The sequence below is a fragment of the Methylobacterium sp. CCH5-D2 genome, from assembly GCF_001556475.1.
In the GTDB taxonomy this organism is placed as follows: Bacteria; Pseudomonadota; Alphaproteobacteria; order Rhizobiales; family Beijerinckiaceae; genus Methylobacterium; species Methylobacterium hispanicum.
This window is the reverse complement of sequence record NZ_LSIX01000984.1, coordinates 1-21,464: the sequence shown is the minus strand read 5'-3', so window position 1 is coordinate 21,464 and position 21,464 is coordinate 1. Positions and strand designations below refer to the sequence as shown.

18 protein-coding genes are annotated in these 21,464 nt (G+C 70.0%); 7 read left to right on the top strand and 11 right to left on the bottom strand.

Features of this window, described 5'->3' with window-relative positions:
• Positions 1 to 124 precede the first annotated feature (124 nt).
• The 3 genes from AX737_RS26660 to AX737_RS26650 all read right to left on the bottom strand — a co-directional run bounded on the left by AX737_RS26660 (position 125) and on the right by AX737_RS26650 (position 2,725).
• Positions 125 to 526: a type II toxin-antitoxin system death-on-curing family toxin gene (locus tag AX737_RS26660; RefSeq protein WP_066926745.1), complete on the bottom strand. Its 402-nt coding sequence runs from the start codon at positions 524 to 526 to the stop codon at positions 125 to 127.
• Entirely contained in the window at positions 523 to 747 is a 225-nt protein-coding gene (locus AX737_RS26655; RefSeq protein ID WP_066926744.1) for an AbrB/MazE/SpoVT family DNA-binding domain-containing protein, read from the bottom strand. Before AX737_RS26655 ends, AX737_RS26660 begins: the two co-directional genes overlap by 4 nt.
• Positions 748 to 850: 103 nt before the next feature.
• Positions 851 to 2,725: a M3 family oligoendopeptidase gene (locus AX737_RS26650; protein ID WP_066926742.1), complete on the bottom strand. Its 1,875-nt coding sequence runs from the start codon at positions 2,723 to 2,725 to the stop codon at positions 851 to 853.
• Positions 2,726 to 3,025: 300 nt separating this feature from the next.
• On the opposite strand from AX737_RS26650, the gene AX737_RS26645 reads away from it, so the two are divergent.
• From AX737_RS26645 to AX737_RS26635, 3 genes are all read left to right on the top strand, one after another.
• The gene (locus tag AX737_RS26645) at positions 3,026 to 4,513 is read left to right on the top strand and encodes a sigma-54 dependent transcriptional regulator (RefSeq protein ID WP_066926740.1); all 1,488 of its coding nucleotides are present in this window, start codon (positions 3,026 to 3,028) and stop codon (positions 4,511 to 4,513) included.
• Between the two features lie 124 nt (positions 4,514 to 4,637).
• The gene (locus AX737_RS26640) at positions 4,638 to 6,617 is read left to right on the top strand and encodes a L,D-transpeptidase family protein (RefSeq protein WP_066926738.1); all 1,980 of its coding nucleotides are present in this window, start codon (positions 4,638 to 4,640) and stop codon (positions 6,615 to 6,617) included.
• 219 nt (positions 6,618 to 6,836) lie between these two features.
• The gene (locus AX737_RS26635; protein WP_238231249.1) at positions 6,837 to 8,318 is read left to right on the top strand and encodes a DUF882 domain-containing protein; all 1,482 of its coding nucleotides are present in this window, start codon (positions 6,837 to 6,839) and stop codon (positions 8,316 to 8,318) included.
• Between the two features lie 291 nt (positions 8,319 to 8,609).
• Here AX737_RS26635 and AX737_RS26630 read toward each other — a convergent pair whose 3' ends face one another.
• From AX737_RS26630 to AX737_RS32620, 3 genes are all read right to left on the bottom strand, one after another.
• Positions 8,610 to 8,858, bottom strand: coding sequence for a hypothetical protein (locus AX737_RS26630; protein ID WP_156453981.1), 249 nt, complete (start codon positions 8,856 to 8,858; stop codon positions 8,610 to 8,612).
• A 178-nt stretch (positions 8,859 to 9,036) separates the two neighbouring features.
• The gene (ppdK, locus tag AX737_RS26625) at positions 9,037 to 11,754 is read right to left on the bottom strand and encodes a pyruvate, phosphate dikinase (protein ID WP_238231251.1); all 2,718 of its coding nucleotides are present in this window, start codon (positions 11,752 to 11,754) and stop codon (positions 9,037 to 9,039) included.
• A gap of 136 nt (positions 11,755 to 11,890) precedes the next feature.
• A complete protein-coding gene (locus AX737_RS32620; RefSeq protein ID WP_082773318.1) occupies positions 11,891 to 12,043 on the bottom strand; it encodes a DUF3096 domain-containing protein in 153 nt (50 codons plus the stop codon).
• Positions 12,044 to 12,253: 210 nt separating this feature from the next.
• Between AX737_RS32620 and AX737_RS26620 the strand changes: the two genes are divergently transcribed.
• Positions 12,254 to 12,463, top strand: coding sequence for a hypothetical protein (locus AX737_RS26620; protein ID WP_066926732.1), 210 nt, complete (start codon positions 12,254 to 12,256; stop codon positions 12,461 to 12,463).
• A gap of 33 nt (positions 12,464 to 12,496) precedes the next feature.
• Here AX737_RS26620 and AX737_RS26615 read toward each other — a convergent pair whose 3' ends face one another.
• Positions 12,497 to 13,264: an MOSC N-terminal beta barrel domain-containing protein gene (locus tag AX737_RS26615; protein WP_066926730.1), complete on the bottom strand. Its 768-nt coding sequence runs from the start codon at positions 13,262 to 13,264 to the stop codon at positions 12,497 to 12,499.
• A gap of 199 nt (positions 13,265 to 13,463) precedes the next feature.
• Between AX737_RS26615 and clpB the strand changes: the two genes are divergently transcribed.
• The 3 genes from clpB (at position 13,464) to AX737_RS26600 (ending at position 17,638) form a co-directional block, all read left to right on the top strand.
• Entirely contained in the window at positions 13,464 to 16,094 is a 2,631-nt protein-coding gene (gene clpB, locus AX737_RS26610; protein WP_066926728.1) for an ATP-dependent chaperone ClpB, read from the top strand.
• Positions 16,095 to 16,212: 118 nt separating this feature from the next.
• On the top strand, positions 16,213 to 17,223 hold the full coding sequence (locus AX737_RS26605; RefSeq protein ID WP_066926726.1) for an NAD(P)H-quinone oxidoreductase: 1,011 nt from the start codon (positions 16,213 to 16,215) through the stop codon (positions 17,221 to 17,223).
• 109 nt (positions 17,224 to 17,332) lie between these two features.
• The gene (locus AX737_RS26600) at positions 17,333 to 17,638 is read left to right on the top strand and encodes a hypothetical protein (RefSeq protein WP_066926724.1); all 306 of its coding nucleotides are present in this window, start codon (positions 17,333 to 17,335) and stop codon (positions 17,636 to 17,638) included.
• Between the two features lie 342 nt (positions 17,639 to 17,980).
• Here AX737_RS26600 and AX737_RS26595 read toward each other — a convergent pair whose 3' ends face one another.
• The 4 genes from AX737_RS26595 to AX737_RS26580 all read right to left on the bottom strand — a co-directional run.
• Positions 17,981 to 18,862 carry a 3-hydroxybutyryl-CoA dehydrogenase gene (locus AX737_RS26595; protein WP_066926722.1) on the bottom strand — a complete coding sequence of 294 codons (882 nt, stop codon included), beginning with the start codon at positions 18,860 to 18,862 and terminating at the stop codon, positions 17,981 to 17,983.
• Positions 18,863 to 19,098: 236 nt separating this feature from the next.
• Positions 19,099 to 20,049, bottom strand: a complete 951-nt coding sequence (locus AX737_RS26590; RefSeq protein ID WP_066926720.1) for an FAD-binding protein — start codon at positions 20,047 to 20,049, stop codon at positions 19,099 to 19,101.
• Between the two features lie 119 nt (positions 20,050 to 20,168).
• On the bottom strand, positions 20,169 to 20,918 hold the full coding sequence (locus AX737_RS26585) for an electron transfer flavoprotein subunit beta/FixA family protein (RefSeq protein WP_066926718.1): 750 nt from the start codon (positions 20,916 to 20,918) through the stop codon (positions 20,169 to 20,171).
• Positions 20,919 to 21,126: 208 nt separating this feature from the next.
• On the bottom strand, positions 21,127 to 21,464 hold a 338-nt coding region (locus AX737_RS26580; RefSeq protein WP_156453980.1), incomplete at its 5' end, for a cob(I)yrinic acid a,c-diamide adenosyltransferase.

Sequence of the window (21,464 nt, the reverse complement as noted above, 5' to 3'; positions counted from 1 at the left end):
GCGCGGAGAATCGGTTGGCTTCGCGGTCGGTCTCGGCCATCGGGCGGGTGCTCACCTCAGCTGTCGGGAGCGAGATAAGTGGCCCGTGCGCGAGTGCCAGGGCCGTGGGTCCCTGCGCCGCGGGTCAGGCCGGCCAGTTGTCGCGGATCCAGCGGGTGAGGCCGGATTCGTCGATCTCGCCCGCGGCGAGGCTCCGGATCATCACGACGGCCTCGGCCTCGTCGGCGAGGAAGTCGAGGTCGTTGAGTCCGAGGAACGTGACGAGCGCCAGCAGGGCGGCCCGCTTGTTGCCGTCGATGAAGGGGTGGTTCTTGGCGATGCCGAAGGCGTAGGCCGCCGCAAGCTCGGCCAGATCGACCTCCGCCTCCTCGGCATAGGCCACCCGGTTCACCGGACGTCCGAGCGCCGATTCGAGCGCGCCCTCGTCCCGGATGCCGGGCGGCCCGCCGAAGAGCTTCAGTTGCTGCGCGTGGAAGGCCTGGACGAGGTCGCTCGTGAGCCAGACGATCTCGCGATCCGTGCTCACTTCGCCAACTCCGAGAGGGCGTTGCGATAGGTCTTCATCGCCTTCTCGGCGATCTTCATGCCCTTCTCGAATGCCGGATCGTAGGGCGATAGGCGGACGGACCCATCCGCGTTCTCGGTCACGTAGAGCCAGTCGCCCTGGGCGATGTTGAGCTGTCCCAGAAGTTCTTTCGGCAGGATCAGGCCGGTCGAGTTGCCAACGCGCTTCACTTCCAGCTTCATGACCGTACTCCGATTCGTTGTACGGTCAGTATAACACTCGCGGCAGGGCTCGTACAGAGCCCTGCGGGAGGGCCTGTACGGCATCTGTATCGGAGAGACGGGTTCAGCGCTGCCCTTCCATCGACTCCAGCTCGGCGATCATCCCCTCGATCATGCCGAGCCCGATCTGCCAGAAGCCCGGATCGCTGGCATCGAGCCCGAAGGGCTTGAGCAGCTCGCCGTAGGGTTTCGAGCCGCCGGCCGAGAGCAGCGCGAAGTAGCGCTCCACGAAGCCCGATTCCGCCTTCGCGTAGACGCCGTAGAGCGAGTTCACGAGGCAATCGCCGAAGGCGTAGGCGTAGACGTAGAAGGGCGAGTGGATGAAGTGCGGGATGTAGGCCCAGTAGGGCTCGTAGCCCGCATCGAGCTGGATCGCCGGCCCGAGCGACTCGGCCTGCACGGAGAGCCAGAGCGCGTTGATCTGCTCGGTGGTCAGCTCGCCCTTGGCGCGGGCGAGATGCACCTTCCGCTCGAAGGCGTAGAAGGCGATCTGGCGCACCACCGTGTTGATCATGTCCTCGACCTTGGCGGCGAGCATGGCCCGGCGCTGCGTCGTGTCCCGCGTCTCGGCCAGGAGCTTGCGGAAGGTCAGCATCTCGCCGAACACGCTGGCGGTCTCGGCCAGCGTCAGCGGCGTCTGCGCCATCAGGGCGCCGTTCGGGGCGGCGAGCACCTGATGCACGCCGTGCCCGAGTTCGTGGGCGAGCGTCATCACGTCCCGCGGCTTGCCCTGGTAGTTCACCAGCACGTAGGGGTGGACCGAGGGCACGGTCGGGTGCGCGAAGGCGCCGGGCGCCTTGCCGGGCCGGGTCGGCGCGTCGATCCAGCGATCGTCGAAGAACCGGCGGGCGATGTTGGCAAGATCCGGCGAGAAGGCACCGTAGGCCGACAGAACGGTGTCGCGGGCCTCGGCCCAGGGGATCGTGCGCTGCTCGACCCGCGGCAACGGCGCGTTGCGGTCCCAGTAGGGCAGCGCCTCGACGCCGAACCACTTGGCCTTGAGGCGGTAGTAGCGGTGCGACAGCCGCGGGTAGGCCGCCTGCACGGCATCGACCAGGGCTGCCACCACCTCGGGCTCGACCCGGTTCGAGAGATGGCGGGCATCCGCCACGTCCTTGAAGCCGCGCCAGCGGTCCGAGATCTCCTTGTCCTTGGCGAGCGTGTTGGTGATGAGCGTGAAGATGCGCAGGTTGCCGCGCAGCACTTCGCTCACCGCGCCGGCGGCCTCGCGGCGCACCGCCCCGTCCGGGTCCTGCAGCTTGTTCAGCGTCGGCTCCAGCGGCAGCATCTCGCCCTGGACGGGGAAGCGCAGGCCCGCGATCGTCTCGTTGAACAGCCGGTCCCAGGCTGCGTTCGCGGTGACGGACTTCTCGAGGAACAGCTTCTCGACCCGATCCTCGAGCTGGTACGGCTTCTCCCGCCGCAGGTCCGCGATCCAGGGCGCGTAGTGGGCGAGCGGCCCGGAGGCCATCGCGGCGTCCAGCACCGCATCCTCGACCCGGTTGAGTTCGAGCGCGAAGAACAAGAGTTCACCGGAGGCGTCGGTGAGGCGCTCGCGGGTGTCGCCGTAGAACTTCGCGCGCGCCTCGTCGGTGGTGTCGCCCGAGTAGACGAGGCCCGCGTAGGACATCAGCTTGCCGAGCAGGTCCTCGATGCCCTCGTAGGCGCGCAACGCCTCGGCCAGCCGTTCGGAGGCGTCGGGGCCCGCTGCGAGGTCCGCGATCCGGCCCGCGTATGACGCCGAGAACGCCCGGCAATTCGCCTCCGCGCGCGCGAGGTCGTCGCGGAAGGCCGGATCGTCGAGGCCGGCGTAGAGATCGCCGAGGTCCCATTCGGGCAGGACCCCGAGATCGACCGCCCGGGCGGTCGCGCGGGCCGCCTGCGCGCTCTCGGCGCTCCGGCAGGGCTGCGCTTCGATGGCGGGAGCACGGTTGAGCATCGGCGGTCACATTCCTCAAAGGGCCCGTCCGCCCGGGGACGGACCCGAACCGGTCGGGCGAGCCGCTGATATCGAGCGGCACGGCCCCGCCTTCAACCGATTCGCGCGAGCCGTCGGTGACAACACCCTCGGCGCGCCGCCAGGGCGCCGTGCCCGAAATCCCGGCATCGTCGTTAAGCGCGGCTTTACGCATCTCGGCCAGGCTGCATCTCGAAACGGAACACGTTGCGGACCGCGACCGTCGCCGGGGGCCATCCTCCGGCGCGGCGGGATCGGCACGCCAGCACGAGGAAAGCCCGCATGACGACCACGGTGCTGATCGTCGACGACGACCCGGTGCAGCGCCGCCTCGCCGAGGCGAGCGTGCGGCGGTTCGGGTTCGAGGCGCGCACCGCGGAGAACGGCGCGGAGGCGTTGAGCCTGCTGCGCGGGGAACCCGATATCGATGTCGTCCTGCTCGACCTCGTCATGCCGGGCGGCCTCGACGGGCTCGGGGTGCTCGCCGAGATGCGCAAGAGCGATCTCGACACGCCCGTGATCGTGCAGACGGCGAACGGCTCGATCGACGCGGTCGTCAGCGCCATGCGGGCCGGCGCGGTCGATTTCGTGGTGAAGCCCGCCGGCGCCGAGCGGCTCCAGGTCTCGATCAAGAACGCGCTGCGGGTCGATCAGCTGGAGGAGGAGGTCCGGCGCATGCGCCGCCGCGCCTCCGGCGCGCTGACGTTCCGCGATCTCGCCTCGAAAAGCCCGGACATGGACCGGGTGATGCGCCTCGCCGAGCGCGCGGCCAAATCCACGATCCCGGTGCTCATCGAGGGCGAATCGGGTGTGGGCAAGGAGGTGCTGGCCCGCGCGATCCAGGGCTCCGGCGACCGGCGCGGCAAGGCCTTCGTCACCGTCAATTGCGGGGCGATTCCCGAGAACCTCGTCGAGTCGACCCTGTTCGGCCACGAGAAGGGCGCGTTCACCGGCGCCACCGAGCGCCATACCGGGAAGTTCGTCGAGGCATCGGGCGGCACGCTCTTCCTCGACGAGATCGGCGAGCTGCCCCTCGACGCGCAGGTCAAGCTCCTGCGGGCTTTGCAGGAGGGCGAGGTCGATCCGGTCGGCGCCAAGCGCAGCGTGCGGGTCGACATCCGGCTGATCTCGGCGACGAACCGCTCGCTCCTCGACCTCGTCAAGGCGGGCAAGTTCCGCGAGGATCTCTACTACCGCCTCAACGTCTTCCCGATGACCCTGCCCCCGCTCCGGGCGCGCCGCGAGGACATCCCGGACCTCGTGCGCTCGTTCTGCGCCCGCTTCTCGGCGGAGGAGAGCAAGCGCGTGCGCGGGGTCAGCGCCGAGGCGATGGCGCTGCTCACGCGCTACAGCTGGCCCGGCAACGTGCGCCAACTCGAGAACGCTCTGTTCCGCGCCGTGGTGCTGGCGGACGGGGACGAGCTGACCGTGTCGGAATTCCCGCAGATCGCCGCACAGGTCGAGGGCTTCGACATCCGCATCCCGCCCGCCCCCGGCCAGCCCGTCGCGGCGAACGCGACCCTCGAGCCGGTGCGCGAGATCGTGCGCGTCGAGGTGCGCGATCCCCACGCCATGTCGCTCGTCGTGGAGGAGACCGGCGAGATGAAGACGATGGAGGCGATGGAGGCGGAGGTGATCCGCTACGCCCTGCAATATTACCGCGGCCGGATGTCCGAGGTCTCGCGCCGCCTCGGAATCGGCCGATCCACGCTCTATCGGAAGCTCAAGGATCTCGGCCTTGACGAGAAGGCCGAGGACGCCGCGGCCTGACCCCACGGCCTGCTCCGCGCACCGGACAAGCGCGGTTTTCCCGAGGCGCATGCATACGGCAGCGCTTGATTCGATTATAGATTCGTGAGGATCGCGCCGCGCGGTCCGCTCGAGGAGAGCCATGATGGGCGTTCCGCGCTCCGCCACCATCGCCCTGGCCGCGCTGTTCGCCGGTACGCTCTTGCCCGCGCGGGCCGAGCCGGTCCGGGGAGAACCCGGCATGCCCCTTCGCACCGCGGCGGTGGAGCCGGACGCCGTTGCGCCCTCCGCAGCTCCGGCGGCTCCCGGCGCGGCGGAATCGGCCAAGCCCACCACTCCGGACGAGGCGGTCGGTGTTCCAGCCGAGGGCGGCCCGAAGGCGGAGACGCCGCCGGCTTCCGCGCCCGACAGCGCCGCGGCGCCCGCCAGCCCGAGCGATCCGCGGGCGGCGGCGATCTTCAACCGGCTCGCCGATACGGCACCCCTGCTCGGCCGTCTCACCACGAAGGACCGGGAGGCCATCCGGGCCTTCTACGCGCTGGGCGCCTTCCAGCCGGTCTGGTTCAGCGAGGGTGCCTACAATCCGGCCGCCAAGGCCGCGGTGGCGCGCCTCGCCGCGGCGGGCGAGGACGGTCTCGACGCGCGGGCCTATCCCGTGCCGAAGCCGCCCGGCTCCGCGGACGACCTCGCGGCGATCGCCGACGCCGACCTGAAGCTCTCCGCCGCGGTCGCGCTCTACGCCCGCGACGCTCGCGGGGGACGCGTCAACCTTGCGTCGATCTCGCGGCTCATCACCCCGAGTCTCGATCTACCCACGGCCGATTCGGTGCTCACCGCTGTGGTGGCCGCCGGGCCGGAGGCGGGCAGCGTGCTCCAGCGCTACAATCCGCGCCAGCCCGGCTATCTCGCCCTGAAGGCCCGGCTCGCCGCCCTGCGCGGTCCGGCCGAGCCGAGCGCCTCCGGGCCGAGCAAGCCCCTGAAGCTGGCGCCCGGTCTGATGCTCAAGGTCGGCATGCGCGACCCCCGCGTGCCCGCCCTGCGCCAGCATCTCGACATTGAGGCGCGCACGCCCGGCACGCTCGACCACGGAACCGGCGAGCCCGACCTCTACGACGCGCATGTCGCGAAGGCGGTCTCGGCCTTCCAGCGCACCCGCGGCCTGCCCGCGACCGGCAATCTCAACGCCCAGACCGTGATGGCGCTCGCGGGCGTCGAAACGACCCGCCACGCCAGCGCGGACGAGGCCGCGCTCGTCGTCAACATGGAGCGCTGGCGCTGGCTGCCCGCCGATCTCGGGCCCGACTACGTGCTGGTCAACGTGCCGGAATACCGCCTGCGCGTCGTCCGGCAGGGGCGCGTGCGCGACGAGACGCGCGTCATCGTCGGCAAGACCGAGTCGCCGACACCGCTCTTCTCCGGGATGATGGAGTACGCGGTCGTCAACCCGTCGTGGTACGTGCCGCCCTCGATCCTCAAGACGATGCTGCCGAAGATCGCCGCCTACGGCGGCAAGACCTGGGGGGGCTACGAGGTGGTGCGCCGCGGCGGCCACGTCTCCCTGCGCCAGCCGCCGGGTGAGAAGAACGCGCTCGGCTTCGTCAAATTCATGTTCCCGAACAACCACGCGGTCTACCTGCACGACACGCCCAACCGCTCGCTGTTCGGCCGCAACGACCGCGCGCTCAGCCACGGCTGCGTACGGGTCGACGACCCGTTCCGCTTCGCCGACGCGGTCCTGTCCGAGGCCTGGACCAGCGAGCGGCTGAAGAAGCTCATCGGCAAAGGCGAGCGCACGATCCGGCTCGACGAGAAGCTGCCGGTGCACCTCGCCTATTTCACCGCCTACGTGGACGATTCCGGCAGCTACCGGACGCTGCCCGACATCTACGGCTACGACGCGCCGATGCGCGCGGCCCTCGGCCTTCCCGGCGGCGGCGGACCGGCGATCGCACGCGCCCCGAAAGCACCGAGCGAGCCGCCGCGGCGCACGGCCGAGATGCCGCGCCCGAAGCCGAAGGTCCGGCACGTCGCGCGGCCGACGGCTCGCGCGGAGGCGGCACCGATCTACGCCGACCCAGACCCTTGGGCCCCTCGCCAGGCGCCGGTCTCGCGCGGCTGGTGGTGAGGCAGCACTCGGTCTCGCGGATCCTGTCCGGGGACAAGAATCCGCGAGCGTGCGGCCGAGCACTTGCGGGCACGATTTCGCCATGGTCGCGGCTTAGCCGTTCCGCAGACAGAACGATGTCCGCGGCGAGGCCCCGATAACCGGCCATTCACGGTTTTCGGCAACCTTGCATTCACCACGACGCCCCGCAGGGGGCGCGGCAAGAGGGCAAGGGCCATCGTGCGCAGGTTCTCCCCCATCCGTCCGGCCGCGATCCGCCGCCTCGCCCTCGCGGCCGGCGTTGCCCTCGCTCTCTCCGGCACGACGAGCGGCACGCAGGACGCGGTCGCCAACGGCGATACCCGCTCGCTCTCGATCTTCCACACCCACACCAAGGAGAGCGCAACCGTCACGTTCAAGCGCGACGGGCGCTACGACCGGGCCGGGCTCGACCAGCTCAACTGGCTGCTGCGGGATTGGCGCGTGGACGAGCCGACCAAGATGGATCCGCGTTTGTTCGACACGGTCTGGGAAGCCTACCGGCAGGTCGGCTCCGGCGAGGCGATCCACATCGTGTCCGCCTACCGCTCCCCCGGCACCAACGCGATGCTGCGGCGCCGCTCCAAGATGGTGGCCGAGTACAGCCAGCACATGCTCGGCAAGGCCATGGACTTCTACCTGCCCGACGTCTCGATCGACCAGATCCGTGCGGTCGGCATGCAGATGCAGCGCGGCGGCGTGGGCTGGTACCCCCGCTCCGGCTCGCCCTTCGTGCATCTCGACGTCGGCTCGGTCCGCTCCTGGCCGCGCATGACCCACGACCAACTCGCCCGGCTTTTCCCGGACGGCCGGACGGTACACCTGCCGAGCGACGGCCACCCGCTCGCCCGCTACGAGGAGGCCCGCGCCGCGGTGCTGGCCCGCGGCGGCACGGTGGCGGGCGTGCAGACGCAGGTCGCGAGCGCCGAGGAGGACGACGGCCCGAGCGTCGGCCGCTTCCTGGCGAGCCTGTTCGGGGGCGGCTCCGCCAACACGCCCACGACAGCGCCGGTCCCGGCCGGGCGCGGGCGTCGGGCTCCCGTGGTCGTGGCGAGCGCCGATCCCGAAGCACCGGTCGGCGCCGACGCGGCCCTGGCCTACGCGGCGCCGAACGCCAGCGCGGCGCTGCGCGGTACGGCCCTCGTCCGCGACGGCAAGACCGATGCCCGCAGCCTGCTCACCGCCGAACCGGCCATCCCCGCTCCGGGCAGCGCCGAGGCCGCGATCCAGGCAACCCTCGCGCCGCTGCCACCCCGCCGTCCGGCGGAATTCGAGGCCCTGGTCGCCGCCGCGATCACCATGCCGCTTCCGCCGCCCCGCCCCGTCCAGCTCGCCGCGATGGGCGCCGTGTCGCTCCCGGCCGCGGAGCCGTTGCAGAAGGCGGCGCTCCTGCCAGCCCCGGCCCGACGCACCGCGCTGGTGGCCGCGGACGCCGATCCGAAGCAACAGTTGCGTGCCCTGTTCGAGGCGGCTTCGGCGGAGGATGCCGCTGTTCCAGTCTCGCCCGCGGCACCGATCCGCGTCGCAGCCGCGCGGCCTCGCTCGGACGCGGCGCCGGACGCCGTCGTCTCCGCCTCGCCGGAGCGGGTCGTCACCCGCTTCAGCCGAAGCAGCCCCGGCGATACCCTCGCCAGCCAGCGCTTCACTGGATCGGCGACGCGGGGCGTGGCCGGCGCCCGGTGATCGTGGCTACCGCTCGGGTCCCCGCATCTGCCCGGCGCTCGGAATCCGGTATTGCGTGGTCCGATCGCCTCCGGCCCATCGGCGGAAGCGACGCGGCGCTCATGTCCGGGAAGCACGGAATGGCGACGCGTCAGCCGAGGGATGACCGGCCGCAACGCGTCTGACGATGCGTCAGCGACGCGGCATCACGAAGCCTCGCGCCGTAGGAGCGCCATTCTGGTCAGCTTCGCTGATAATCCAGATCTTCGCTCCGACGCTGGTGATCGGCGAGCCTTCGAAGGCCGGACCGGCTCAGCGTCCGCCGCGGGCCTGCGAGACTGCCAGCGCCGAGACCAGCCCGGCCGCATAGTCGCCGGTGGCGGCGATGCGCTCTGCGTCGGCGCTGCTCTGGCTCTCCACCGCGAAGACCAGCAAACCCAGCGTGGCAAGACTGCCCAAGGCCCCGAGCGTCCAGATGCCGGCGCGCTCGAGCGTGCGTGGCAACCGGACGGCGGCCGAATGGTTGGGAATGAAGAGTGGGGAGGGGCTCGGATCGTTCATGGCCGGCATTCCCGCGCGTGGCCCGGCAGGCCTGAGCGCTCGCCGGTTCCACTAGCAGTCAACGTGCCGCCAAGGCTGGGGTTCGTCCCCGGCACCCCAAATTTTCCACAGGTGTTGCACCGGATCGCTAACGGTGCATGAACGGCCCGGACGCGTAGTCCGGGCCGCCCGGCGCCGGTCAGCCCTCGCCGCCCAGAACCTTGCCCAAAGCCGCCTGGGCCGCGGCCAGCCGCGCGATCGGCACGCGGTAGGGTGAGCAGGAGACGTAGTCGAGTCCGACCTCCTGGCAGAAGCCGACCGAGGCCGGGTCGCCGCCGTGCTCTCCGCAGATGCCGAGCTTGATGTCGGGGCGCGTCTTGCGACCGCGCTCGACGCCGATACGCACGAGCTCGCCGACGCCCTCCTGGTCGATTGTCACGAAGGGATCGGCCGCCAGGATGCCCTTCTGGGTGTACGGACCCAGGAACGTCGCCGCATCGTCGCGCGAGATGCCGAGTGCGGTCTGCGTAAGGTCGTTGGTACCGAAGGAGAAGAACTCCGCGGTCTCGGCGATCTCGCCAGCCTTGAGCGCCGCGCGCGGCAGCTCGATCATGGTGCCGACCTGATAGTCGAGCTGGGCGCCGATCTCCTCCGACACCGCCTTCGCCATGGCGTCGATACGGGCCTTGACGATGTCGAACTCGGCCCGGGTGAAGACCAGCGGCACCATCACCTCCGGCACCACTGGAGCACCCGTCTCCTTCGCGGCCTGAACGGCGGCCTCGAAGATCGCCCGCGCCTGCATCTCGGCGATCTCCGGGAAGGCGATGGCGAGGCGGCAGCCGCGGAAGCCGAGCATCGGGTTGAACTCGGAGAGTTCGCGCATCCGGTGACGGATCTTGTCCTCGGCCACGCCCGTCGCCTTCACGACCTCGGCCACCTCGGCGTCGGAGTGGGGCAGGAACTCGTGCAGCGGCGGGTCGAGCAGGCGGATCGTGACGGGCAGGCCCGACATGATCTTGAACAGCTCCGCAAAGTCCTGCCGCTGGTAGGGCAGGATCTTGGCGAGCGCCGAGCGGCGGCCCTCCGCGTCGTCCGCGAGGATCATCTCGCGCACCGCGATGATGCGGTCGCCCTCGAAGAACATGTGCTCGGTGCGGCAGAGCCCGATGCCCTCGGCGCCGAAGTTGCGTGCCGTGCGGGCGTCGTTCGGGGTGTCGGCGTTGGTGCGCACCTTCATCTTCCGGTGCGCGTCGGCCCATCCCATGAGCTGCGCGAAGTCGCCGGAGAGTTCGGGCTCCAGCATCTTGACCTCGCCCTGCAGCACCTGGCCGGTCGAGCCGTCGATCGTGATCCGGTCGCCGGCCTTCAGGGTCACGCCGCCGACCGTCAGGGTCTTGGCCTTGTAGTCGATCCGGATCGAGCCGACGCCCGAGACACAGGGCTTGCCCATGCCGCGGGCCACCACGGCCGCGTGGCTGGTCATGCCGCCGCGCGTCGTGAGGATACCCTCCGAGGCGTGCATGCCATGGATGTCCTCCGGCGACGTCTCGATGCGCACGAGGATGCACTTGCGCTCAGCCTTCTTGCAGGCCTCGGCGTCCTCGGAGTTGAACACGATCTCGCCGGTTGCCGCGCCCGGCGAGGCGGGCAGGCCCGAGGCGATGACCTTGCGCTCGGCCTTCGGGTCGATCGTCGGGTGAAGGAGTTGGTCCAGGGCGCCCGGCTCGACGCGCAGGATCGCCTCCTTCTCGGAGATCAGGCCCTCGCTCGCCAGATCGACCGCGATCTTCAGCGCGGCCTTGGCGGTGCGCTTGCCGTTGCGGGTCTGGAGCATCCAGAGCTTTCCGCTCTCGATGGTGAACTCCATGTCCTGCATGTCGCGGTAGTGCTTCTCGAGAATCCCGTAGATGCGGGTCAGCTCCTGGAAGCTCTCCGGCATCGCCTTCTCCATGGAGGGCTTGTCGGATTTCGCCTCGAGCCTCGCCTTCTCGGTGATGTCCTGAGGCGTGCGGATGCCCGCCACCACGTCCTCGCCCTGAGCGTTGATCAGGAACTCGCCGTAGAGGGCGCGCTCGCCGGTCGAGGGGTTGCGGGTGAAGGCGACGCCCGTGGCCGAGGTTTCACCCATGTTGCCGAACACCATGGCCTGCACGTTCACGGCCGTGCCCCAGCTCTCCGGGATCTGGTTCAGCTCGCGGTACTTCTTGGCCCGCGGGATCATCCAGGAATCGAACACCGCGCCGATCGCGCCCCAGAGCTGGTCCTGCGGCTCCTGGGGGAAGTCGGAACCGTGCTCCTCGCGCACGATCGTCTTGTAGGTCTGGATCAGGGTCTTCCAGTCCTCGGCCCCGAGCTCGGTGTCGAGTTCGGCGCCCTTGCGCTCCTTGTACTGCTCCAGCGCCTCCTCGAAGGCGTGGTGCTCAACGCCCAGCACCACGTTCGAGTACATGGTGATGAAGCGGCGGTAGGAATCGTAGGCGAAGCGCTCGTCGCCCGCGCTCGCGGCCAGCGCCGCCACCGTGGCATCGTTGAGGCCGAGGTTGAGCACCGTGTCCATCATGCCGGGCATGGAGGCCCGGGCGCCGGAGCGCACGGAGACGAGGAGCGGGCTCTCGGCGTCGCCGAAGGTCCGGCCGGTGAGCGCGCCGACCTTGGCCAGCGCCTCGTCGACCTGCGCCTTCAGCTCCGGCGGATACTGCCTGTCATGCGCGTAATAATATGTGCAGACCTCTGTGGTGATGGTGAAGCCGGGAGGCACGGGGAGGCCGAGATTGGACATCTCGGCGAGGTTCGCCCCCTTGCCGCCGAGCAGCTCGCGCATCTGCGACTTGCCCTCGGCCTTGCCGTCGCCGAAGGCGTAGACCCACTTCGCGGTGCCCGCGCTGCCCTGGCTCGCCATATCGTTTCCGTCCATTCAGAAGGTGACGTGACCGTGACCGGTCGTTGGATCGCGGGTTGAACCATCTCGCGCTGCAACGCAAGGTGAACGCCCCGAAGGCGGTGGATCCCGGCCCGCGGCTGTCTCACCGCGACGGCGGAGCCCCTACGGCTCACACCATCCCGCGGAAGAGGCCGAGGCCGATCAGCCCGACGACGATCAGGTACGCGGCCACGATATAGTTCAGCAACCGGGGCGCGATCAGGATCAGCACCCCGGCGACGATCGCGATCACGGGCTGCAGGTTCGGGATGGTGATGGTCATCGAGGTTCGAGCGGCACAGCTTGGCCGCAAGGAGACGCGCGGAGGGCGAGGTTGGTTCCCGCCTATCCCGAGCAGGAGGTCAGCCGCCGGCGCGCTCGACCGAGGCTCCGGCACTGTCCGAATACTGGCCAATGCGCCGCAGCCCTTTCCTTAAGCGCGGATTAACCAAGGTATTTGATATTCGCGTGGTCAGAAGGGAGCGCGATTTCGATGCTGTACGCCGACCCTCTCCGCCAGCGCCCTGCTCTGGTCCATCCGAGCATCCTGGCCCACGCGCTCGACCACCTCATCCCGACGGCCCGCTCCCGCGCCGAGGTGTGGCAGATGCTCACCGAACGCTACACGGTCGATCTCGACGCCGTCGCGGCCCTGTTGCCGGTCGAGGAGCCGGAGCCCCGCTGGCTCGCCGCCCGCGACTGACCGGCGCGGTAGCCGCGACCCATCGGGTCGCGTTCAGCCGACGACCCGCAGCCCCTCGCCCTCACCGAGAGCGCCGCCCGCGATCACCTCGGCATAGATCCCGCAATCCCGGTGGCCAAGGCGGGCGTCGAGGGTCCAGGGAATGTCGAGGTCGCGGACGCCGCTCACCGGATCGACGTTGGTGGCCGCACAGCGCTGCGTGCGCTGTGTGAGGCGCAGGCGCAGCCCGCTCGGCGCCTCGAGCACGGCCCCCGTCATCGCCAGCTCGGCCCAGGGCTCGAGACCCTCGACCAGGAGATTGCCGCGGAAGCGCAGCGGATCAACGGGCGCGCCGACGAAATCCTCGATCGCCCGCACGCTCGCGAGATTGATGAGCGAGACGAAGCCGATCTTCGAGTCGGTGAAGCGGTACCGCGGCGGCGCCTCGAGTACTCGAGGCTCGCCGCGCAGGGATTCCGGCAGGAGGCGCCGCATGAGATCCTCCAGCACCGCCCTGCCCTCGGGCGTGTCGAGCTTGGCGGCGTAGGACGCGCCCTCCGCCTCGATGTGCAGGGTGGTGGTGGTGTCGTCGTAGCGCGTGCGCAGGCGGGCCAGGGCCTCGTCGCGCATCAGCATCAGGTACTTGGTCTTCGGTTGATGCCGCGGCACCGACGCGCTGAAGCCCGAATCCCCGTTCTCGACCGCGTAGAGCCTGTCGCCGGGGAAGTAGCCGCTCGTCTCGAGCTCGGCGCGCGCGACGCGCTCGGGACTGAACCCCTTCACGGGATAGCGGTAGAGGGCGTGGATCGTGAGCGTGGCCATGCGCGGAGCGTGGCCCTGAAATGCACCCGCGCGCAAGGGGGGTAGCGCCCCTTGTGGTGCGCAAATGCAACACCACATGGCGGAGACCGGCGGCCACCAACGGCGTCGGGGCCCTCGTGCGGCGGATAGCCGGAGGGCGACGTTTCGGTGGCGCCGCGCCTCTACGCGGGCGGCGGATGCCGGTACGGGAGGGTTGTGCATGAATTTCGAGAAGTACACCGAGCGCGCCCGCGGCTTCGTGCAGGCCGCCCAGAACCTCGCGATGCGCGAGGGCCATCCCCAGTTGCAGCCGGGGCACCTCCTGAAGGTGCTGCTCGACGATCCCGAGGGGCTCTGCGCCGGGCTGATCGACCGCGCCGGCGGGCAGTCGCGCGTGGCGCTCGCGCAGGTCGAGCAGTGGCTCGGCCGGCAGCCGAAGGTCTCCGGCAATTCCGCCTCGCCCCAGGCGACGCGCGACCTCGTGCGCCTGTTCGACACCGCCGAGAAGGCCGCCGAGAAGGCCGGTGATTCCTACGTCACCGTCGAGCGGCTGCTGCTCGCGCTCGCCGTCGAGGGCAACACGGAAGCCGGTCGCGCGCTCCAGGCCGCGGGCGTGACGCCGGCCTCGATCAACGCGGCGATCAACGCGCTGCGCAAGGGCCGCACCGCCGACAACGCCTCGGCCGAGAACGCCTACGACGCGCTGAAGAAGTACGCCCGCGACCTCACCGAGGCCGCCCGCGAGGGCAAGCTCGACCCGGTGATCGGCCGCGACGAGGAGATCCGCCGCACGATCCAGGTCCTGTCCCGGCGCACCAAGAACAACCCCGTGCTGATCGGCGAGCCCGGCGTCGGCAAGACCGCCATCGTCGAGGGGCTGGCCCTGCGGATCGTCAACGGCGACGTGCCGGAATCCCTGCGCGAGAAGAGCCTGCTGGCCCTCGACATGGGCGCGCTGATCGCGGGCGCGAAGTATCGCGGCGAGTTCGAGGAGCGGCTGAAGGGCGTGCTCTCGGAGGTCCAGGCGGCCGAGGGCGGCATCATCCTGTTCATCGACGAGATGCACACGCTCGTCGGCGCCGGCAAGGCGGACGGGGCGATGGACGCCTCGAACCTCCTGAAGCCCGCGCTGGCCCGCGGCGAGCTGCACTGCGTCGGCGCCACCACGCTCGACGAGTACCGCAAGCACGTCGAGAAGGACGCGGCGCTTGCCCGGCGCTTCCAGCCGGTCTTCGTCTCGGAGCCGACCGTCGAGGACACGATCTCGATCCTGCGCGGCATCAAGGAGAAGTACGAGCAGCACCACGGCGTGCGCATCCAGGACTCGGCGCTCGTTGCCGCCGCGACCCTGTCGAACCGCTACATCACCGACCGCTTCCTGCCCGACAAGGCGATCGACCTCGTGGACGAGGCGGGATCCCGCCTGCGCATGCAGGTCGATTCGAAGCCCGAGGAGCTCGACAACATCGACCGCGAGATCGTGCGGCTGAAGATCGAGGGCGAGGCTCTGAAGAAGGAGACGGATTCCGCCTCCCGCGATCGCCTCCAGCGCCTCGAGAAGGAACTCGCCGACCTCGAGGAGCAGTCCGCCACGATCACGGCCCGCTGGAAGGCCGAGAAGGACAAGCTGGGCGCGGCCGCCGAGCTCAAGAAGAAACTCGACGAGGCCAGGAACGAGCTCGCGGCCGCCCAGCGCCAGGGCCAGTACCAGCGCGCGGGCGAGCTCGCCTACGGGGTGGTCCCGGGCCTCGAGAAGCAGCTCGCCGAGATCGAGGCGAACGCCGAATCCGCGGTCGCGCGCGATGGCATGGTCGAGGAGGCGGTGACGCCGCAGCACATCGCGGGGGTCGTCTCGCGCTGGACCGGCGTGCCCGTCGACAAGATGCTGGAGGGCGAGCGCGAGAAGCTGCTGGCGATGGAGGAGGCGCTCGGCCGACGCGTCGTCGGGCAGCGCGAGGCGGTCGAGGCGGTCGCGACCGCGGTCCGCCGCGCACGCGCCGGCCTGCAGGACCCGAACCGGCCGATCGGCTCGTTCATGTTCCTGGGGCCCACGGGCGTCGGCAAGACCGAGCTGACCAAGGCGCTGGCCGGCTTCCTGTTCGACGACGACACGGCGTTGGTGCGCATCGACATGTCCGAGTACATGGAGAAGCACGCGGTCGCCCGCCTCATCGGCGCGCCTCCGGGCTACGTCGGCTACGAGGAGGGCGGCGCGCTCACCGAGGCCGTGCGGCGTCGGCCCTATCAGGTCGTGCTGTTCGACGAGGTGGAGAAGGCGCATCCGGACGTGTTCAACGTCCTCCTGCAGGTGCTCGACGACGGGCGCCTCACGGACGGACAGGGCCGGACGGTCGATTTCCGCAACACGCTCCTCATCATGACCTCGAATCTCGGGGCCGAGTACTTGGTGAACCAGCCCGCGGGCCAGGACACCGATGCCGTCCGCGACGAGGTGATGGGTGTGGTGCGGAGCCATTTCCGGCCGGAATTCCTGAACCGGATCGACGAGATCATCCTGTTCCACCGCCTCCAGCGCGGCGAGATGGGGGCGATCGTCGATATCCAGCTCGGACGCCTGCAGAAGCTCCTCGACGAGCGCAAGATCGCGCTCGACGTGGACCAGGATGCCCGCACGTGGCTCGCCGACAAGGGCTACGACCCGGCCTACGGGGCGCGGCCGCTCAAGCGGGTGATCCAGAAGAACGTTCAGGATCCGCTGGCCGAGTTGCTGCTCTCCGGGCGCATCCACGACGGCGAGGCGGTGCCGGTCACCGCCGGGCCGATGGGGCTGATGATCGGCGACGTCACGGTCGGGGCGGAGCGCCGACCGCCCAGCGTGGTCTTGAACTGACGCGACCGAGAGGAGCCCCGGCCTGAGCGCCGGGGCTCTTCGCTTGTGGGCGGCCGCGGACGCCTTGTCGCTCGACCGTCCTGCGGCAGGTATTCGGGGGACAAACGAGGAGATCCCGATGCCCGTAAACCCGCCCGAGACCATGCGCCAGCTCCGCTACGACGGCGCGGGCGGGCCCGAGGTGATCAAGCTGGAGACCGCGCCGGTGCCGCGGCCCGGCCCAGGCCAGGTCCTGATCGAGGTGGTTGCCGCCGGCATCAACCGGCCGGACCTGATGCAGCGGCAGGGCAAGTACCCGCCACCGAAGGGCGCGACCGACGTGCCGGGCCTCGAGGTCAGCGGACGCGTGGTGGCGCTGGGCGAGGGCGTGGACGCGCCCGCGCTCGGCGACGAGGTCTGCGCCCTGGTGATCAGCGGCGGCTATGCGGAGTTCGCGGTCGCCGAGGCCGGCCAGTGCCTGCCCAAGCCGAAGGCCCTCTCGCTGACGGATGCGGGCGGCATCCCCGAGACATTCTTCACCGTCTACTCCAACGTGATCCAGCGCGGGCGCCTCGCCGCCGGCGAGAGCTTCCTGGTCCATGGCGGTTCGAGCGGCATCGGCTCGACCGCGATCCAGATCGCCAAGGCCCAGGGCGCGAAGGTCTTCGCGACGGCGGGCTCGGCCGAGAAGTGCCGCTTCTGCGAGGAGCTCGGCGCCGACCACGCGATCAACTACCGCGAGGCCGACTTCGCCGAGGAGATCGCCCGCCTCACCGAGGGACGCGGCGTCGACGTCATCCTCGACATGATCGGAGCGAGCTACCTGCAGCGCAATCTGGCATCGCTCGCGGTCGAGGGGCGCCTCGTGCTGATCGCCCTGATGGGCGGCTACAAGGTTGACGGGCTCAACATCACGCCCGTGATGCTGAAGCGCCTGACCTTCACGGGCGCGACGCTGCGTCCGCGTCCGAAGGCGGACAAGGCCGAAATCGCGCAAGGGCTCGCCCGCGACGTCTGGCCGAAGCTCGACGCGGGCGAGATCCGGCCCGTGATCCACGCGACCTTCGGCTTCGAGGAGGCGCGGAAAGCCCACGAGCTGATGGAATCGAGCGCCCATCTCGGCAAGATCCTGCTGTTGACGGGGCGCTGAAACCCGCCCGGGCAGGAACTTCGCCAAGCACAGCCGCGTTGGCCGCCCAGATCACCCACAGTGCGGCCGCCGCCGTACATCGCGGCGCGGCCCTCGAGCGAGGACATCAATGGTCGAGAACCTGAACAACACGGAAGCCCGTCAGGGCCAGCGCGGCAAGCCGGTGCTCGGCGTGCTTCTGGGAAGCCTTGCCCTCCTCGCCGTCGCCCTGGTCGGGTTGATGATGTGGAACGGCGCAAACGCGCCGAAGGACTATGCCAGCCAGAGCCAGGACGCCTCGCGGCAGGAAGTGACCGGCTCGGTCAACGGCAAGTCCAATGCGCCCACCTCGTCCAACACCAGCGGCGTGCCCACCGAGAACCCGGCCTATCCGCAGCCGGCGCAGCCCACCGCCAACCCGAACCAGCCGAAGTAAAACCGCTCGCGGTCGAGGGTTCGGCCGCGCCCTGCCCCCTCTCCCATAGGGAGAGGGTTGGGGTGAGGGGTATGACGTCTCAGAACAGCGCTCGTCATCGACGCGCGTTCAGCACAGCGTCTTCTCCGGCAGCCTCATACCCCTGTCCCTCTCCCTATGGGAGAGGGGACCCGAGCTTCGTCCTGAGACGATGCGTTGGATCGAACCGATCTGCCGGAGGACGTCGAACCCGGACGGGCCGTAGCGAGGCCCCTCCCCTCCGAACGAGAAAGGCCGGATCGCCGCGGCGGTCCGGCCTTTCTCATGCCCGCCGAGCTCATGCCCGCAGAGGCGCGATGCGGCTCAGCGCGTCGGTATCGGGGTCGGCCCGCGATAGTCGTAGAAGCCCCGCTTGGTCTTGCGGCCGAGCCAGCCGGCCTCGACGTACTTCACCAACAGCGGGCACGGGCGGTACTTCGAATCCGCCAACCCGTCGTACAGGACCTGCATCACCGAGAGGCAGGTATCGAGGCCGATGAAGTCGGCGAGCTGGAGCGGGCCCATCGGGTGGTTCGCGCCGAGCCGCATCGCGGTATCGATCGATTCCACAGACCCCACGCCCTCGTAGAGCGTGTAGATCGCCTCGTTGATCATCGGCAGCAGGATGCGGTTGACGATGAAGGCCGGGAAATCCTCCGACATGGTCGAGGTCTTGCCGAGCTTGGCGATGAAGGCCTTGGCCGACTCGTAGGTCTGGTCCTCGGTTGCGATGCCGCGGATCAGCTCCACGAGCTGCATCACCGGCACCGGGTTCATGAAGTGGATGCCGATGAAGCGCTCCGGCCGGTCGGTCGCGGCGGCGAGCCGCGTGATCGAGATCGACGAGGTGTTCGTCGCCACGATCGCGTCCGGCCTCAGCGAGGCGCAGAGCGTCGAGAAGATCTCCCGCTTGACCGCCTCGTTCTCGGTGGCCGCCTCGATCACGAGGTCGCAATCGCCGAGATCGGCGAACGTGCGCGCCGACAGGATCCGCTCGCGCGCGCTGCGGCTCCCGGCTTCGTCGAGGGTCCCCTTCGACACGAGCTTGGCGAGGCTCGCATCGATGGTGCCGAGGCCGGCCTCGATCCGATCCGCCTCGCGGTCGTTGAGGCGCACCTCCAGGCCAGCGGCCGCGCAGACCTGCGCGATCCCGCTGCCCATCTGCCCGGCGCCGATGATGCCGACCCGATTGATGTCGATAGTCATGTCCCGATCCGAGTCCTCAAGCGCCAGCCGGACCGATGGCCGACCCGTGCGGAACACGGGAGCGGCGACGCTCCGCGCCGGCCGCCCCATGCTCCAGAAGTCTTCTAGCCCGCGTTCGCGGACCGACGAAACCCTCGGGGTACGCTCCCGACCGATCCCGACCCGGCCCGCCGTCCGAAGGGTGCCCTCCGCAGCGGCCCGATGAGCGGGAGCGACCCTGGGGGTCGTCGATCCGATCAGTCCTTGGCCTTGGCGATCTCGACCTGCAAGTCCGGCACCACCTGGAACAGGTCGCCGACCAGGCCGTAATCGGCCACCTGGAAGATCGGGGCGTCCTCGTCCTTGTTGATCGCGACGATCACCTTGGAGTCCTTCATGCCGGCGAGGTGCTGGATCGCGCCGGAGATGCCGACCGCCACGTAGAGGTCGGGCGCCACCACCTTGCCGGTCTGGCCCACCTGCCAGTCGTTCGGGGCGTAGCCGGCATCGACCGCGGCACGCGAGGCGCCGACCGCGGCGCCCAGCGCGTCGGCCAGCGGCTCGATCAGCTCCTTGAACTTCTCGGCCGAGCCCAGGGAGCGGCCGCCGGAGACGATGAACTTGGCCGAGGCCAGCTCCGGACGGTCGGACTTCGCGATCTCCTCGCCCTTGAAGGACGAGCCGCCAGCCTCGGGCGCCGCCGCGGCGACCGCCTCGACGGCGGCCGCGGAGCCGCCCTCACCCGCCGGCTTGAAGGCCGCGGTGCGAACCGTGATCACCCGCTTCGGGCCCGGCGCCTGCACCGTCTGGATGGCGTTGCCGGCGTAGATCGGCCGCTCGAACGTGTCGGGCGAGACCACCTTGATGATGTCGGAGACCTGGGCCACGTCGAGGAGCGCGGCGGCGCGCGGCAGCACGTTCTTGCCCGTGGTGGTGGCCGCGGCCACGATCGCCTCGTAGGGCTCGGCGATGGCGGCGAGCAGCGCACCCACCGGCTCCGCGAGGTCGTGATCGTAGACGGCGTCTTCCGCGTTCAGCACCTTCTCGACGCCGTCGAGCTTGGCCGCAGCCTCCGCGGCGGCCTTCGAGCCGGAGCCCAGCACCAGGGCGTGGACGGGCTGGCCCAGCTCCTTGGCGGCGGTGAGGGCCTTGAGCGAGCCGTCCTTGATCTGTCCGTTGGCGTGCTCGACGTACAGAAGCGTTGTCATCCTGGCGATCCTGAGCGTTTGGGCGGCGCCGTGCGGCGGCCTGCCGACAGGGGAGCCGGGCACCGGCGGTTGTCGCGCCGGGCCCGGTGATGGTCGCGGCCCGCGGGGGGCCGGCGGCGTCAGAAGACGCCGGCCTCGACCTTGAGCTTCTGCACGAGTTCGGCGGCGGAGCCGACCTTGATGCCGGCCGAGCGGCCCGGAGGCTCGGCGGTCTTCAGCACCGTCAGGCGCGGGGTCACGTCGACGCCGAGGGCGTCGGGCGCAAGCTCTTCCAGCGGCTTCTTCTTGGCCTTCATGATGTTGGGGAGCGAGGCGTAGCGCGGCTCGTTCAGGCGCAGGTCCGTGGTGACGATCGCCGGCAGCCGGAGGCCCACCGTCTGCAGGCCGCCATCGACCTCGCGGACGACGTCGATGCTACCCTCGGCGACGTCGAGCTTGAACGCGAAGGTGCCCTGCGGCCAGCCGAGCAGGGCGGCGAGCATCTGGCCGGTCTGGTTCGAATCGTCGTCGATCGCCTGCTTGCCCAGGATGACGAGCTGCGGACTCTCCTTCTCGACGACCGCCTTGAGGAGCTTGGCCACCGCCAGCGGCTCGCAGGCGACGTCGGTCTTCACGAGCACCGCGCGGTCCGCGCCCATGGCCAGCGCCGTGCGCAGCGTCTCCTGCGCCTGCTGCGGACCGATCGAGACGGCAACGATCTCCGTGACCTTGCCCTTCTCCTTCAGACGGATCGCTTCCTCGACGGCGATCTCGTCGAAGGGGTTCATCGACATCTTCACGTTGGCGAGTTCAACGCCGGATCCGTCGGCCTTCACGCGGATCTTCACGTTGTAGTCGACGACCCGCTTGACGGGCACCAGTACCTTCATGGGGGCCAACTTCCTCCGCGGGACTTCTTCGCTGCTGACGCACGGCCGCGGCGCATCCCGGGGATGCGCCGCGGCTCACACAGGGCGCGGACCGTAGCGGCCACATTTCCGCCTTGTCAACGCGGCGCGAAAACCCGGCTTTCGAAAAGACGGTCCGCTGTCCGCGCGGGGGCGTTTCGGGTCTGCGGTACGGCGGCCGTCGGTCGAATCAGCGGTTCTTGCCCGGGATCCAGAGCACGTCGTCGGCCCCGTCGCGGTTGGCCGCCCGGCTCGCCACGAAGAGGAAATCGGAGAGGCGGTTGAGGTACTGCAGCGCCTCCCCCGAGACCGTCTCGCCCGCGCTCGCGGCGAGCTGCACGGCGAGGCGCTCGGCCCGTCGGCAGACGGTCCGGGCGAGATGGAGCGCGGCGGCGGCCGGCGAGCCGCCGGGCAGCACGAAGGATTTCAGCGGCGGGATCGCGGCGTTCAGCGCGTCGATGTCGTCCTCCAGGCGCTTCACCTGGGCGGCCACGATGCGCAGGGGCTCGTAGGGCAGCGGCTCGGGGC